This is a genomic window from Proteus columbae, assembly GCF_002777965.1.
Lineage (GTDB): Bacteria > Pseudomonadota > Gammaproteobacteria > Enterobacterales > Enterobacteriaceae > Proteus > Proteus columbae.
Genome location: NZ_NGVR01000022.1, coordinates 18,377 through 33,844, shown reverse-complemented (window position 1 = coordinate 33,844; position 15,468 = coordinate 18,377). Strand labels below are relative to the sequence as shown.

Genomic DNA, 15,468 nt, shown 5'->3' with positions numbered 1-15,468 from the left:
TCACTCCATGGCACGCATTATTGTTGTTACGTCAGGTAAAGGTGGGGTTGGTAAAACAACTTCCAGCGCGGCCATTTCTACCGGCCTCGCTCAAAAAGGTCATAAGACGGTTGTTATCGACTTTGATATTGGGTTACGTAATTTAGACCTTATCATGGGTTGTGAACGTAGAGTTGTTTATGATTTTGTTAACGTTATTCAGGGCGATGCATCTTTAAATCAAGCATTGATTAAAGATAAGCGTACAGAAAATCTGTTTATTCTCCCTGCATCACAAACAAGAGATAAAGACGCTCTCACCCGTGATGGTGTCGAACAAGTATTAGATGAACTCGATGAGATGGGTTTTGATTTTATTATTTGTGATTCTCCTGCGGGCATTGAAAGTGGCGCATTAATGGCCCTTTACTTCGCAGATGAAGCCATTATCACAACAAACCCTGAAGTATCATCTGTACGTGACTCCGACCGTATTTTAGGTATTTTGGCATCGAAGTCACGTCGTGCTGAACGTGGTGAAGATCCAATTAAAGAACATCTGCTATTAACTCGTTATAATCCTGGTCGAGTTAACCGTGGTGACATGTTAAGTATGGAAGATGTCCTTGAGATTCTATGCATTCCACTATTGGGTGTTATTCCAGAAGATCAATCTGTTTTACGTTCATCTAACCAAGGTGAACCTGTTATTTTAGATGGCGAATCTGATGCAGGTAAAGCCTATTCAGATACAGTAAATCGTTTGTTAGGTGAAGAACATCCATTCCGTTTTATTGAAGAAGAGAAAAAAGGCTTTCTGAAACGCCTTTTTGGGGGGTAAAAGATGGCTTTACTAGATTTTTTCCTGTCGCGTAAAAAGTCGACAGCTAATATTGCCAAGGAGCGTCTACAAATTATCGTAGCAGAACGCCGCCGTGGTGATAGCGAGCCAGCTTATTTACCTGATATGAAAAGAGATTTATTGGGTGTCATCTGCAAATATGTGCAGATAGATCCAGAGATGCTTTCTGTTCAATTTGAACAAAAAGGTGATGATATCTCTGTATTAGAGCTAAATGTGACTTTACCTGAGAGTGAAGAACCTACAAAGTAAATCATATTTACGCTTTATCTAAGTCATTATTCACAGAGCCAGCCATGAACTATAATTAATTTGATTGGCTCTGTGTTTAATTATATACATATTGAAAACACCTGAATGCGCAAATAGCGCTATATCTCGTTGCTATTTTAATCATTGGTGATAAGTCAAAGGAGGCATGTTATTTCGCAATAACATCTATATTTACTAATAAATTATTTAACCTATTTATTGCCTTCACCTTTTCTAGGTGTTTTTTGTGTGCAAAAAATAAGAGCCTCAAAAGAGACTCCTATTTATCATTCTTTATTTTGTTTATTTATTAAACTTACAATTCCATCTTGTTTTGGGTATTAGAGATTAGAAAATAAACAATTAGTAAGACTATGGATATTGCGCAAGGATCTCTGTCACTTTCTCTTCTAATAATGCTTTACGCCAGCGCGAAATCAATTCAGGTTGCCCTTCTTTTATTTTCCAATGAATGCTCAATAATTGATTAATCTGTCTTCTTGAAGCTAACAATTCAGGGTTATAGCGCTTATCTTCACTAATTTCTTGAATAACCGCTTTAATCGCTTTAAATGCTTTTTTGTAATTTGGTTGCTCAATTAAATTGCCAATAGGCTCTGGGCAATCTTCATCTTTAATTTCTTTTGCTTTAACAACAAAATCTAACAAACGACGACCATGGCAACGGATCTCTTGACCTGAAAGCGACAATGCATCAAGTTCTGCTAATGATGAAGGAAGATAACGTGCAACAGACCATAAATGTTCTTCTCTTACAACGAAGTTTAATGCCATATCACGAGATTTAGCTTGATTTAAACGCCACTGAGCAAGCATTTGTAAGCATGCTAACTGCTGACCTTTTAATTGCCATGCGTTGCTAATATCACGATAGGCAAGCTCTGGTACAACCGTTTCTTGGCGACGCTCTGCAATCATGTTGCATTCATCTGCGATGGCATACATATAGCCTGCTTCTTCAGCTTCTTTAATTAATTTTTCAGCTAAAGGTAGCAAATAGAAAACATCACCACTAGCATATTGGCACTGTTTTTCAGTTAGAGGACGCGCTAACCAATCTGTTCGGGATTCACTTTTATCTAGTGCAACATTCTCATATTTCTCAACTAATGTCGCAAAACCACAAGAGATGGGATGACCTAAAAATGCAGCAATCACTTGAGTGTCAATCATAGGTGTTGGAACACAGCCAAACTGGTGAGAAAAGACTTCGAGATCTTCACTTCCCGCATGGAGAAACTTCATAATGCTTGGGTTTGTTAATAGCTCAACAAAAGGAGTCCAATCCTTAATTGCTAACGGATCAATAAGAGAGATCTGCTTACCGTCATACATCTGGATCAAACCAAGATGTGGGTAATAGGTACGTATGCGGACAAACTCTGTATCTAAAGCAATTTGTGAAGCTTCTGAAGCAGCTTTACAGGCGGTATCTAGTGCAGTGTCTGTCGTAATCAATTGATAATTCAAAACAGGTTTCTCTTATTTTTATGTCTAATGACTTTTTGTGTAATCACAAAAACGCCGGTATAAACCGGCGAAATTGAAAAAGGTTATTGAGTGTTGTATCAAGATTCAGTTGAGGTTTTCAACTCTTTTTCTTCATTTCTTAACTCTCTGCGTAAAATTTTACCAACATTCGATTTTGGTAATTCATCGCGAAACTCAATAATTTTAGGTACTTTATAACCAGTTAGGTAACGACGACAGTGTGTTTTTATCTCATCTTCTGTTAATGATGGATCTTTTTTCACAATGAAAACTTTAACTGTTTCACCTGAGTTTTTACTCGGTACGCCAATTGCAGCTGATTCTAAAACCTTAGGATGCGCCGAAACAACCTCTTCGACTTCATTAGGGTATACATTAAAGCCTGAAACTAAGATCATATCTTTTTTGCGATCAATTATACGAATAAAACCTTCATCATCCATTGTGGCAATATCACCGGTTGCAACCCAACCATCGTGTAAGACTTCATCCGTTGCATCAGGGCGATTCCAATAACCTTTCATTACTTGAGGGCCACGAACCCACATCTCACCACCTACAGTGCGGTCAACTTCGTTACCTTCATCATCCATAAACTTAACGTCTGTCGAAGGTACAGGTAATCCAATACTACCACTGTATTTTTTCAGATTATAAGGGTTACCAGTGACTAAAGGAGAGCATTCAGTCAAACCATAACCTTCTAACAAATGTTTACCCGTTAACGCTTCCCACTCTTTAGCAACACTACTTTGAACTGGCATGCCACCGCCAACAGAGAGGTTTAGTTTGGAGAAATCAAGCTGACGGAATTCTGGATTTTGTAACCAAGCATTAAATAAAGTATTTACGCCAGTAATTGCCGTGACAGGGTAACGTCCTAGTTCTTTAATTGTACCTTTCACATCACGAGGATTGGTAATAAGTAAATTTTTACCACCAATTTCAATAAACAGCAGACAGTTTACGGTTAAAGCAAAAACGTGATACAGCGGTAACGCTGTAACCACCAGCTCTTTACCTACATTTAGTGCTGGTACATAAGCCGCTTTTGCTTGCTCAAGGTTTGCCAACATATTGCGATGCGTTAACATTGCACCTTTAGCAATTCCCGTTGTTCCCCCTGTGTATTGTAAGAAGGCTAAGTCACTTCCTGTAATTTCAGGTTTGATATATTGCATACGATAGCCAAAATGCATTGCTCTACGGAATGAAATGGCATCAGGCAGATTATATTTGGGCACTAATCGTTTGATATATTTAACAACAAAATCGACTAATGTTGCTTTAGGACGAGATAGCTGATCACCCATTCGGGTTAAAATAACGTGTTTAATACAGGTATTAAATACGATTTTTTCAAGCGTATGAGCAAAGTTAGAGACTATTACAATGGCACTTGCACCACTGTCATTTAACTGATGTTCAAGTTCTCTTGGTGTGTAAAGTGGGTTTACGTTTACGACAACCATGCCTGCACGAAGAATACCGAAAAGCGCGATAGGATATTGCAGTAAATTAGGCATCATTAAAGCAACACGATCACCTTTTTTTAATCCTAAGCCATTTTGCAGGTATGCTGCAAAAGCACGGCTACGCTCTTCAAGTTTGCGATAAGTCATGACCTCGCCCATATTGATAAAGGCGGGTTGATCTGCGTAATTTGCGACAGCGTTTTCAAGCATCTCAGCAAGGGATGCAAAACGGTCCGGGTCAATTTCAGCCGGAACATCTGCCGGATAACGTTTAAGCCAGACTTTTTCCAAAGTAGTACTCCTGATTAATCGCACTTCTTGGGTTAATATTATGTTTCATTTTTAACAAAGTATTAACTCATCCTACCAGCACAAACAATTTTCTGTTGTGAAGATGCGAAGTGTGTCACTAAATATTTTATTTTTAGATTAACAAAAAAGAAGGCGGTCAAAACCGCCCTCTCTTTTATTTTTATTCAACTTTAATAACTCTATTAGATAGTTACCTAATATATTATAGATATTGATTATACACCGTTTCACACAAATGGAGATGAAATATTATATCGTCATGGGATTTAATACCCATTTTTTATTCTAAAACGGGCACAACCTGACCAGTTCCATATGGATATCCACCGTAACCGCCATATCCATGGTGATAACCCCAATAGGGACCATCTCCATAATATCCCCATGTCATAACAGGTGCTGGCATAATGACTTGTTGTGTCAGCGTCCAACGTTTCATACCCGTCACATCAATACGTAAAAATGGATAACTGGCCTCACCAACTTTGCCAGATTCAACACCTTTAATAGTACCCACAACTGTTACATACTGATTTTTATAATCAGTAGGATCTAAGAAATGCATAACATTAGCATAGAGACGCCCAACAGAAGGCTGTTGCAATTCGGGAGCAGCATCGTATTGAGAAAGAGGCATAACAGCAATTTCTAGCTGTGTTGATGATTGAAGGTTTTTAACATCAATCACTCGTCCACCAAAACGCCCTTCTTGGCCAATATAAAGCTCAGGTGCAACAAAAACTCCATTTAAATCAGTAACAGGCGTTGCTGATGTACCTTTGATTGATTCAGGTATAGAGACGCATCCCGCTAGAAACAAAGCACTAGATAGAAATAGCGCTTTGCTTACCAAACGGTAGTTTAATTGTCTGTTCATAAACCACCTCATTGCAAGTCAATATTAACGTTACTCTATAATAATATTATAGCTTAGCTTCACTCTTAGGCTTCTAATAGATACTCATAAATCTATTCACGACCGGGTAATTTTTTCCACGTCACTTCATTACGTAAATACACAGGCTCAGCGTCTTCAACTTTGGTTGCTTTGCCTTCATGCCAAGCGGTTACAGCAAGGGGTAACATATCTTGTGCAGCAGGAAGTGTAATTTCAGTTTCAACAACAGTGAAAGGTAACACCTTTTTTAAATCAGGATAAGCTTGCCAGCCTGTACCAGCCATTGCCCATATTCCTGTTGTTGATTGTAATGCTTCAATAAACTGTTCAGGTTTCATCACCGCTTCAGTGTCTTCCCCCACCCAAGTACCTGCATCATTACGCTGATATTGAGCGCAATAAATTTCACCCATACGGGCATCGATTGCCACGAGAACTTGTTTAATACCCGTTGTTCTAAAGACACCTTCAGCCATTGTGGCAAGTGATGAAATACCAATCATTGGTAACTCGGCACCTAACGCAATACCTTGAGCAACACCCACACCAATACGAACGCCGGTAAAACTTCCAGGGCCTCGTCCAAAAGCAAGTGCATCTAATGATTGCAATGTGATGTTTGCTTCTTCTAAAGCGCTTTTCACCATAGGTAAAATCTTTTGTGTATGTTCACGAGGTGAGATTTCAAAACGTGAAGCAACAACGCCTTCATTCCAAACTGCAACTGAACAAGATTCTGTTGCAGTATCAATTGCTAAAATTCGCAGTGACACGCCATAACTCCGGCAAATTAGATAATTAAAAGAGGAAGAATAATATCATAATAGTGTTCAACAGAATAAACACACATTCTGTGCGATCGCTATTATGAATCCGATATTTTTTGTATTTCATTCTGCTGCGCGCGTTGGCTCAAAAATTTCATTGTTTTTTCGAGTGAACGCGTTCGTGGTGATGGTGGCAAACTACTTAAAAAAACCTCGCCATATGCACGAGAAACCAACCTATCATCACAAACTATAATTGCACCATAATCGTGTACATCACGAATTAATCGCCCGACACCTTGTTTTAAACTAATAACAGCATCAGGAATTTGGACATCTCTAAATGCATCTCCGCCTCGCAACTCACAATCTTCAATACGCGCTCTTAATAAAGGATCATCAGGTGCTGTGAAAGGTAGTTTATCAATAATCACACAAGACAATGTATCACCACGCACATCAACACCTTCCCAAAAACTTTGGGTCGCAACTAAAAGTGCATTTCCTGATGAGACAAATTTTTGCAGTAATTGCGTTTTACTCATTTCACCTTGCATCAATACAGGTAATGGCAAACTGGCTTTAAATTCTTCGGCAAGTCCACGCATCATGGCATGTGATGTACAAAGGAAAAAACAGCGACCTTGGTTCTTTAAAATAACAGGCGTTAACATCGTGGCTAAACGTTTCGCCGTATAAGGTTGATTTAATGGTGGTAAATAACGTGGCACACAGAGTAATGTCTGATGTTGATAATCAAACGGACTGTTTAAAATCAGTGTTGTCGCATTTTCTAAGCCCAATCTATCTGTGTAATAAGACATCTGCTCATTCACAGAAAGTGTTGCAGAAGTAAATACCCAACTGCTTTTATGTGCTTTGATTAATTCGCGAAATTTATCCGCAACAGAGAGTGGCGTGATAGCTAATAAGAAATGGCGACCATAACTTTCAAACCAATAGCTATAACCCGCAATTGTGGTATCAATCAGGCGTTTTAAGCGATTGCGATAAACTGTGGCTCGTTCAAAAGCACTATCAAGTAATTGACTTCGCCCTAACGAAAGTTTCATTACGTCATAACTCAGCTCTAAGGCATCATCCAGTAACGTAAGAAAACGTTTTGTTTCACCACCTTGCAATAGCTCTCGTAAATTTCCTCGATAGCCCGTATCACCTAACGCTAAGCGAAAATCCATCACCATTTGCGTTAATCTATCAGCACTTTTTTGCAACTGAACTTGATCACGAACTTCTGTGCGGTAAGCCACAGTCATATCTCTGGCGAGATCAAAAAGCTGTCTACTGGTAAGTTGTTGACCAAAATAATGACTAGCAATATCTGGAATTTGATGGGCTTCATCAAAGATCATAATTTCAGCTTCCGGAATTAGCTCACCAAAACCGGTATCTTTAACGACAGTATCTGCCATAAATAAATGGTGATTAACCACCACAATATCCGCATCCATTGCTTTTTTACGTGCGCTTAAAACATAACACTCTTTATAGCGAGGGCAATCACTTCCTAAACAGTTATCGTTAGTGCTTGTGACTAAAGGCCAAACTCTGCTATCTTCTGCAACACTATGACAACGACTCACATCACCATCTTCGGTCTGTGTTGACCATTGGCGTACATACATTACATCAGACAAAACTTCGGCTTCAAGATCACCACCACTAAGCATTTGCTGATCAAGTCGTTCTAAACAGAGATAGTTAGAACGCCCTTTTAATAACGCCGTATTACCATCATAATTAATCGCTTCAATGATCGTGGGTAAATCTCGACTATATAATTGATCTTGCAAGGCTTTAGAGCCTGTTGAGATAATTGTTTTTTTACCTGAACGCAATGCGGGCACAAGATAAGCATACGTTTTTCCTGTACCTGTACCCGCTTCAGCGATAAGTACACCTTGCTTATCAATAGTTTCCGTTATTGATTTCGCCATTTGTCGTTGAGCTTCACGGGGATGAAATCCTGGAATCGTTCGGGTTAAAATCCCGTTTTCTGCAAAATCGTCTGACACAGGCATACTCTTTTTATAAAATAAGACGTAAATTATGCCAGTGGATAACCAAAAGTACCACCTATGCCGTTAATACAAAGGAGAACTCATAATGACAATTAAACGTATCGACCCTGAAGATCGCTGGTCTGAAGCCGTTATTCATAACGACACAATTTATTACACTGCAGTGCCAGAAAATTTATCAGGCGATATTATTGAACAAACAGCAGACACATTAGCGGCAATTGACGTTTTGTTACAACGTGTAAGTTCTGATAAAACTAAAATTCTTGATGCGACAATTTTTTTAGCTGATAAAGCCGATTTTGAAGGTATGAATAAAGCGTGGGATGCATGGGTTGCCAAAGGAAGCGCACCAGTGCGTTGTACTGTACAAGCACAATTAATGCACCCTGAATATAAAGTTGAAATTAAAATTATTGCGGCAATATAAATAGGTATATTTATAAGCCTGTTATATTGATATGAAAAAAAGCTGAATTCGTGAGAACTCAGCTTTTTTAATGTCACTTATCTTGCTGTGATAATTAGATTTTTTGTTTTATCAAGCTTTCATTTATTAAGTTAATTAGATTTAGGCAAATTTAATCATTACCATACCAACCAGTAATAATATAATTCCACCCCATCCTTTATAATTGAGTCTCTGATTAAATAAAATCCAACCGGCGGCGATAGTTGCAATAATTCCGAATGCCCCCCAAAGAGCATAAGCAACAGAAAGCTCTATCCCTTTGACTGCCATTGCCAGTGCACTAAAGGCACCTAATACACAAAACAGTGATAATATTCCTAACCCCATTCGGCTAAAGCCGTTAGACATTTTTAAGAATATATTCGCGACAATCTCAAGCACTACGGCAAGTATTAGAAACGCACCATGCCACCATTCAAATTGAGCTAACATAATTAAGCCTCCTTGATATTGGCAGGAATTGGCTTATTCGCTCCTTTTACAGCACTGGCAACGTGCTTGGCTTTACCAGCAATACTTTTTACCGATTCTGTTGTTTTCTTAGCAACAGCCGATTTTTTAGTACCTGATTTTATAAGCGTGATCCCTGCAATTAACATTGCTAGACCACCTAATTTTAATGGTGAGAGTGATTCACCAAACCACAGAACGCTAAATGTCGTAATAATGACAATTCCAATACCTTCCCACAGTGCATATGCTACACCTAATGCCACTTTTTTAACGGCTATGGCTAAAAAGATATAGGAAGTGGCAATCATTAACCACATAACTATCATACCGGTGTAACCACCGCTTACACTGGCGTACTTCATCGATAAAGTACCGATAACTTCACAAACAATAGCTAATGCTAAAAATATCCAATAAATCATTTTTTCATCTCTCATACACATTTGAAATACGCCGAAACGTTTCTTGCGCAGAAGATAGAGAATATGTAGATAGTCTTTCTGGCGGCAATAGTAGCCGAACGTTAAGGCAACGTCGTTTCCTGATAACTCAGGAATTAAGATGAGAGATTTCTATAATGCGCCACACCAGTAGTGTTCGCTGGATAAAATAGCAGAAAGGAATAACTTATAGGTAGAACGTTTAACTTTGACGCTTTTGGCGCTAGTCATGATTATTTATTCTTTCATCGCACAGACCATCCGCACGATATACTCCGAACCCTCATATAAGATGGTTAAATGTTACATGATATTTCTATCACGCCAAATTATTTAAAGCAATGCTTTTGAGGAAAATTTTTTAGTTAATTGGTTGGTTTTGTTTAAGTTTTAATTTTTTATCACACCATGATTTATCGGTTTTATGAATAGTTATTGAAACAATTTTCGTTTTAGCATGGGTTTTATTCATCTATTAGCAAGTAATTATGCTTAAAAATATTTACTGAAAAGAGAAACACCCAGCATAACTGGGTGTTTTCTTTTTAGAATGAACAATCAAATTCAATTATTCAATTTCATTCCAAGAACGACCATCACGGGTGATCATTGCAACAGAAGCAACGGGCCCCCATGTACCCGCTTGATATGGCTTAGGTAGCTCATTATCGCATTCCCATGCATTGATAATTGAGTCAACCCATTTCCATGCTTCTTCCACTTCGTCACGACGCACAAATAGCGCTTGAATGCCACGCATAGCTTCTAACAATAAACGCTCATAAGCATCCGCTAAATGCGTTTGGTTGAATGTTTCAGAGAAACTCAAGTCCAGCTTAGTTGTTTGTAAACGATGTTTGTGATCGAGTCCCGGTGCCTTGTTTAGCACTTCGATATCGATACCTTCATCTGGTTGTAAACGAATAGTCAGTTTATTTTGTGGTAACTCTTGATAAGTCTCGCTGAAAATATTCAACGCAGGCTTTTTAAAATACACCACAACTTCTGAACATTTACTTGGTAGGCGTTTACCTGTTCTTAAATAGAATGGAACACCTGCCCAACGCCAGTTATCGATATCAGCGCGGATTGCCACAAATGTTTCTGTATTGCTGGTTTTATTGGCACCTTCTTCATCAAGATAACCGGGTACTTTTTTACCTTGTACAAAGCCACCTGTATATTGTCCACGAACTGTTTTTTCGCGAATATTCGTGTTATCGATACGGCGTAATGAACGTAAAACTTTCACTTTTTCTTGACGAATACTGTCAGCTGTTAAGTCAGCTGGCGGTGACATCGCAATCATAGTCAGGATTTGTAATAGGTGATTTTGCACCATATCACGCATTTGACCAGCTTGATCAAAGTATCCCCAACGTCCTTCAATACCCACTTCTTCTGCAACCGTAATTTGGACATGATCAATCGTTTTATTGTCCCAGTTATTAACAAATAGTGAGTTTGCAAAGCGCAGTGCTAATAGGTTTAAAACGGTTTCTTTACCTAAATAGTGGTCGATACGATAAATTTGAGTCTCTTTAAAGTATTTTGCCACGCTATCGTTAATAGAAACAGAAGACGCTAAATCTGTCCCTAATGGTTTTTCCATTACGACACGATTAGGCTCTTTATTTAATTTCGCATGACCTAACCCCTGACACATCGCGCTAAAGGTGCTTGGTGGCATAGCGAAATAATAGATAGCCGGTAATTTATCTTGTTTTAGATGCTTTGATAACTCAATGAAATGGTCGGTTTCATTAACATCAAGATTACAAAAATCTAAGCGATCACTTAAACGTTGCCAAATTTCAGGGTTAATTTCTTCTTTTAAAAAGGTTTTTAACGCTTCATGAGCGACATTTTTATATGCTTCAACATCCCAATCAGCACGACCGACACCAATAATGCGAGAGTCAGGGTGAATATATCCTGCTTTTTCCAATTGATATAATGATGGAATGAGCTTACGGCGTGCTAGATCCCCTTTCGTACCGAAGATAACCAGATCACAGGCCTGAGCAGTCGATATCGCTGCCATAGAACGTCTCCTCATGATGAGATTTTGTAATTTTGTTACAGAATTTTGTATTAATGTACTCTTTTGGATGTATTCAGTAAATACACTTGCACATTTTAGTCTCTAACTTACCACACATATTATAATGCTTCATTTTATGTCTAGTGTTTTATCCTTTCTTGTAACTTTACAACAGTTTTGTTTCTTGTTTTCAGCTTTGAAAGTTAGACACACGTCATACTTTAACGAAAAAAGCCCCGTTTACCGATGGTTTACACTGCAAGCCTTGTTCTTTGCGTAGTATATTTTCATAAAACCGTTATAGATTTCTCCTTTTATTGAAATTGGCAAAGCCAAGGATCTGTATATTTAATGAATATATTGGAAAGGGTTCAGTCTAATCTGGACATCTTGAGTAAATCAGAAAAAAAAGTCGCAGAGGCTGTTTTAACTGCGCCACAAACAGTTATCCATTCAAGTATTGCCTTAATGGCTAAAACTTCTGATGTCAGTGAGCCGACTGTTAATCGATTTTGCCGACGTATGGCAACAAAAGGATTTCCTGATTTCAAATTACAATTAGCACAAAGCATTGCCAACGGCACGCCTTATGTAAATCGTAATATTGATGATTCCGATACTGTCTCTTCTTATACCAATAAAATTTTTGAATCCGCAATGGCGGGACTTGAAAACGTTAAAAATAATATTGATATCGCAGCTATCAATCGTGCAGTTGATATTTTGACGCAAGCTAAAAAAATCTCTTTTTTTGGTTTAGGTGCATCAGCAGCCGTTGCTCATGATGCCATGAATAAGTTTTCTCGTTTTAATATTCCTATCACTTATTTTGATGATGTGGTTATGCAACGTATGAGTTGCATAAATAGTACTGATGGTGATGTGGTCGTTATTATTTCACATACAGGACGTACTAAAAATTTAGTGGAAATTGCCAAGATCGCACGCGAAAACGATGCAGCGGTTATTGCCATTACAACTCCAGGCTCTCTTTTAGCCTCTGAAGCTACCCTTCCCATCTTGCTTGATGTACCTGAAGATACTGATATCTACATGCCGATGATCTCTCGCCTTGCTCAACTCACTATTATTGATGTGCTTGCAACAGGATTTATTTTGCGCCGAGGACCAAAATTCAGAGATAACTTGAAGCGCGTCAAAGAAGCTTTACGTGATTCACGGTTTGATAAGTAACCGTTTTTAATTATTCTGTTAGTATTGTCACACTTCCAATTGTGCCACTGACTAGATAAGTTTTTGAAAAATGGTAGCATATCTGCGAGCTAACCTCGCATATAATGAAAACAGTAGTGTATGTTGCAATTAGCTTGAAGCGTTTCACTTAACATATTGGGTAAAACACAGTCTGATTTCTGTTTTATCCAATTGCCAACACCTTTCGTTCAAGGTCAACGGAGTAATACATGTCCAGACGGCTCAGAAGAACAAAAATTGTTACCACCTTAGGCCCAGCAACAGATCGTGATAATAACTTAGAAAAAATTATTATTGCTGGCGCAAATGTTGTGCGATTAAATTTCTCTCATGGTTCTGCGGAAGATCATCTTGCTCGCGCTAATCGCACGCGTGAAATTGCAGCAAGATTAGGTCGCCATGTTGCTATTCTCGGGGATTTGCAAGGTCCTAAAATCCGTGTATCTACCTTTAAAGACGGAAAAGTTTTCCTGAATGTCGGTGATAAATTCTTACTTGATGCGGCGCTCGAAAAAGGCGAAGGCAATCAAAATCAAGTGGGTATTGATTATAAAGGCTTACCAGCCGATGTGGTTCCAGGCGATATTTTACTTCTTGATGATGGCCGCGTTCAGTTAAAAGTCCTCAAAGTGGAGGGTTTAAAAGTCTTTACTGAAGTGACTGTCGGTGGCCCTTTATCTAACAATAAAGGCATTAATAAGCTCGGTGGAGGCCTCTCTGCTGATGCATTAACAGAAAAAGATAAGCAAGATATTATCACTGCTGCAAAAATAGGTGTTGATTACCTTGCCGTTTCATTTCCAAGAACAGGCGAAGATCTTAACCTTGCTCGCCGTTTAGCCCGTGATGCTGGCTGTGAATGCCAAATCGTTTCCAAAGTAGAACGCGCTGAAGCGGTTGCTAATGATGAAATCATTGATGAAATCATTCTTGCTTCTGATGTGGTAATGGTTGCTCGTGGCGATTTAGGCGTTGAAATTGGTGATCCTGAGTTGGTTGGGGTACAGAAAAAATTAATTCGTCGTGCTCGTCAGCTTAATCGTGTCGTTATCACTGCCACTCAAATGATGGAGTCAATGATAACAAATCCAATGCCAACGCGCGCCGAAGTAATGGATGTTGCTAACGCCGTATTAGATGGTACTGATGCCGTTATGCTTTCCGCAGAAACTGCCGCAGGACAATATCCAGCAGAAACAGTCGCTTCAATGGCACAGGTCTGCTTAGGCGCTGAAAAAATGCCTGCCGCCAATGTTTCTAAACACCGTTTAGATATGGTGTTTGATACGGTTGAAGAAGCCATTGCGATGTCTACCATGTACGCAGCTAACCATATGAAAGGCGTTAATGCGATTATTGCGATGACTGAATCAGGCCGTACTGCACGCATGATGTCTCGTATTAGTACAGGTTTACCTATTTTTTCAATGTCTCGTCATGAGAAAACATTGAATCAGACCGCACTTTATCGTGGCGTAACACCCGTTTATTGCAGTACTCACACTGATGGTATTGCCGCTGCTAATGAAGCAATTGGTCGTTTACGTGATAAAGGTTTCTTAGTTTCTGGTGATTTAGTGTTAGTCACTCAAGGTGACCAAATGGGTACCGTCGGTAGCACCAATACATGCCGTATCTTGACGGTTGAATAACTCAGAGTCTTAAATCTTAATAACAAAACGGGCACATTATTTATGTGCCCGTTTTTTATTTACTTATTTTTTGTGCGAGAATTAGTCCAAGATATTCTCACGAGCGTATGGCTCTATTTCACCCTCTTTACGTGTCTTTAGTAATTTTAAAATCCACGTATATTGCTCAGGCGTTGGTGTCACTAATGCTTCTAGCTCTTCATTCATTCTGCGTGCAATGTAGGCATCATCTTTATCTTCAATATCGTCCATTGGTTCTCGAACAATAATACTAAGCTGATGTGTTTTATGACAATACACTGGAAACAACGGTACGATAGCCGCTCGGCATACTTTCATTAAACGCCCAATCGCGGGTAATGTCGCTTTATAGGTACCGAAAAAATCCACAAACTGGCTATGCTCCGCACCATGATCTTGATCTGGCAGATAATAACCCCAGTAACCTTGTCGCACAGAAGAAATAAAAGGCTTAATACCTGCTTCGCGCGAATGTAATCGACCATCAAAATGATGACGTGCTTTATTCCATAAATAATCAGCAACGGGATCTTTTTGGTGATGAAACATTGCTGCCATTTTTTGACCTGTTGATGCTAACAGCATTGCAGGAATATCAACGGCCCAGCCATGAGGTACCATAAAAATAACATTACGGCCTTGCTCTTTAAAACGCTCGATAATCTCTAGTCCCTGCCAAGATGTACGTTTTAATATACGTTCAGGACCTCTTAAGCAAAGCTCTGCTAACATCACAAAGGATTGAGGCGCAGTTTCAAACATACTGTCGAGTACATTTTCACGTTGCGTTTTATTCCATGTTGGAAAACAGTATCTCAAGTTGATATCTGCACGACGTCTTGCGCTTTTCGCTTTACGTCCAACAAAACGACCAATAGAAGCAAGAAATGGATCACGCCATTTTACTGGCATGTAAGCTAATGCACTTAATACACCTGCACCTAACCATGTTCCCCAATGACGAGGATGCAAATATGCACGGTGAAAAGTGGGTACATAACCCGCTTTGCTATCTGTATCTTTTTCTTTATTCATCAGATAACTCTCTGAACTGATACCCCAAATAGGCGTA

The 15,468-nt window shown here is 39.0% G+C and carries 14 protein-coding genes; 5 read left to right on the top strand and 9 right to left on the bottom strand.

From position 1 onward, the window contains the following. Positions 1-7 precede the first annotated feature (7 nt). Complete coding sequence (gene minD / locus CBE70_RS10910; protein ID WP_023582090.1) at positions 8-820, top strand: septum site-determining protein MinD; 813 nt, start codon at positions 8-10, stop codon at positions 818-820. Between the two features lie 3 nt (positions 821-823). Then, positions 824-1,093 (top strand): cell division topological specificity factor MinE, encoded by a 270-nt coding sequence (minE, locus tag CBE70_RS10905; protein WP_023582089.1) that lies wholly within the window; start codon positions 824-826, stop codon positions 1,091-1,093. 372 nt (positions 1,094-1,465) lie between these two features. Here minE and rnd read toward each other — a convergent pair whose 3' ends face one another. The 5 genes from rnd to CBE70_RS10880 form a co-directional block, all read right to left on the bottom strand. Beyond that, positions 1,466-2,584, bottom strand: a complete 1,119-nt coding sequence (rnd, locus tag CBE70_RS10900; protein ID WP_100159365.1) for a ribonuclease D — start codon at positions 2,582-2,584, stop codon at positions 1,466-1,468. A 98-nt stretch (positions 2,585-2,682) separates the two neighbouring features. Further along, on the bottom strand, positions 2,683-4,371 hold the full coding sequence (fadD, locus tag CBE70_RS10895; RefSeq protein WP_100159364.1) for a long-chain-fatty-acid--CoA ligase FadD: 1,689 nt from the start codon (positions 4,369-4,371) through the stop codon (positions 2,683-2,685). Between the two features lie 301 nt (positions 4,372-4,672). Next, the gene (locus tag CBE70_RS10890) at positions 4,673-5,269 is read right to left on the bottom strand and encodes a Slp family lipoprotein (protein WP_100159363.1); all 597 of its coding nucleotides are present in this window, start codon (positions 5,267-5,269) and stop codon (positions 4,673-4,675) included. Between the two features lie 92 nt (positions 5,270-5,361). Next, positions 5,362-6,063 carry a tRNA (adenosine(37)-N6)-threonylcarbamoyltransferase complex dimerization subunit type 1 TsaB gene (gene tsaB / locus CBE70_RS10885; protein ID WP_100159362.1) on the bottom strand — a complete coding sequence of 234 codons (702 nt, stop codon included), beginning with the start codon at positions 6,061-6,063 and terminating at the stop codon, positions 5,362-5,364. Positions 6,064-6,155: 92 nt separating this feature from the next. Next, on the bottom strand, positions 6,156-8,099 hold the full coding sequence (locus CBE70_RS10880) for an ATP-dependent DNA helicase (protein WP_100159361.1): 1,944 nt from the start codon (positions 8,097-8,099) through the stop codon (positions 6,156-6,158). Between the two features lie 85 nt (positions 8,100-8,184). Here CBE70_RS10880 and CBE70_RS10875 point away from each other — a divergent pair, with 85 nt between their 5' ends. Then, positions 8,185-8,529, top strand: a complete 345-nt coding sequence (locus CBE70_RS10875; RefSeq protein ID WP_100159360.1) for a RidA family protein — start codon at positions 8,185-8,187, stop codon at positions 8,527-8,529. 141 nt (positions 8,530-8,670) lie between these two features. Here CBE70_RS10875 and mdtI read toward each other — a convergent pair whose 3' ends face one another. The 3 genes from mdtI to zwf form a co-directional block, all read right to left on the bottom strand. Further along, positions 8,671-9,003: a multidrug/spermidine efflux SMR transporter subunit MdtI gene (gene mdtI, locus CBE70_RS10870; protein WP_023582084.1), complete on the bottom strand. Its 333-nt coding sequence runs from the start codon at positions 9,001-9,003 to the stop codon at positions 8,671-8,673. A gap of 2 nt (positions 9,004-9,005) precedes the next feature. After that, entirely contained in the window at positions 9,006-9,446 is a 441-nt protein-coding gene (gene mdtJ / locus CBE70_RS10865) for a multidrug/spermidine efflux SMR transporter subunit MdtJ (protein ID WP_075671146.1), read from the bottom strand. Positions 9,447-10,032: 586 nt separating this feature from the next. After that, positions 10,033-11,508, bottom strand: coding sequence for a glucose-6-phosphate dehydrogenase (zwf, locus tag CBE70_RS10860; protein WP_088495462.1), 1,476 nt, complete (start codon positions 11,506-11,508; stop codon positions 10,033-10,035). A gap of 351 nt (positions 11,509-11,859) precedes the next feature. Here zwf and CBE70_RS10855 point away from each other — a divergent pair, with 351 nt between their 5' ends. Both CBE70_RS10855 and pyk read left to right on the top strand, forming a co-directional pair. Continuing rightward, the gene (locus tag CBE70_RS10855; protein ID WP_100159359.1) at positions 11,860-12,702 is read left to right on the top strand and encodes a MurR/RpiR family transcriptional regulator; all 843 of its coding nucleotides are present in this window, start codon (positions 11,860-11,862) and stop codon (positions 12,700-12,702) included. Positions 12,703-12,932: 230 nt separating this feature from the next. Then, positions 12,933-14,375 (top strand): pyruvate kinase, encoded by a 1,443-nt coding sequence (gene pyk, locus CBE70_RS10850; protein WP_100159358.1) that lies wholly within the window; start codon positions 12,933-12,935, stop codon positions 14,373-14,375. Between the two features lie 81 nt (positions 14,376-14,456). Here pyk and lpxM read toward each other — a convergent pair whose 3' ends face one another. Continuing rightward, positions 14,457-15,431, bottom strand: a complete 975-nt coding sequence (gene lpxM / locus CBE70_RS10845; protein WP_100159386.1) for a lauroyl-Kdo(2)-lipid IV(A) myristoyltransferase — start codon at positions 15,429-15,431, stop codon at positions 14,457-14,459. Between the last annotated feature and the right edge of the window lie 37 nt (positions 15,432-15,468).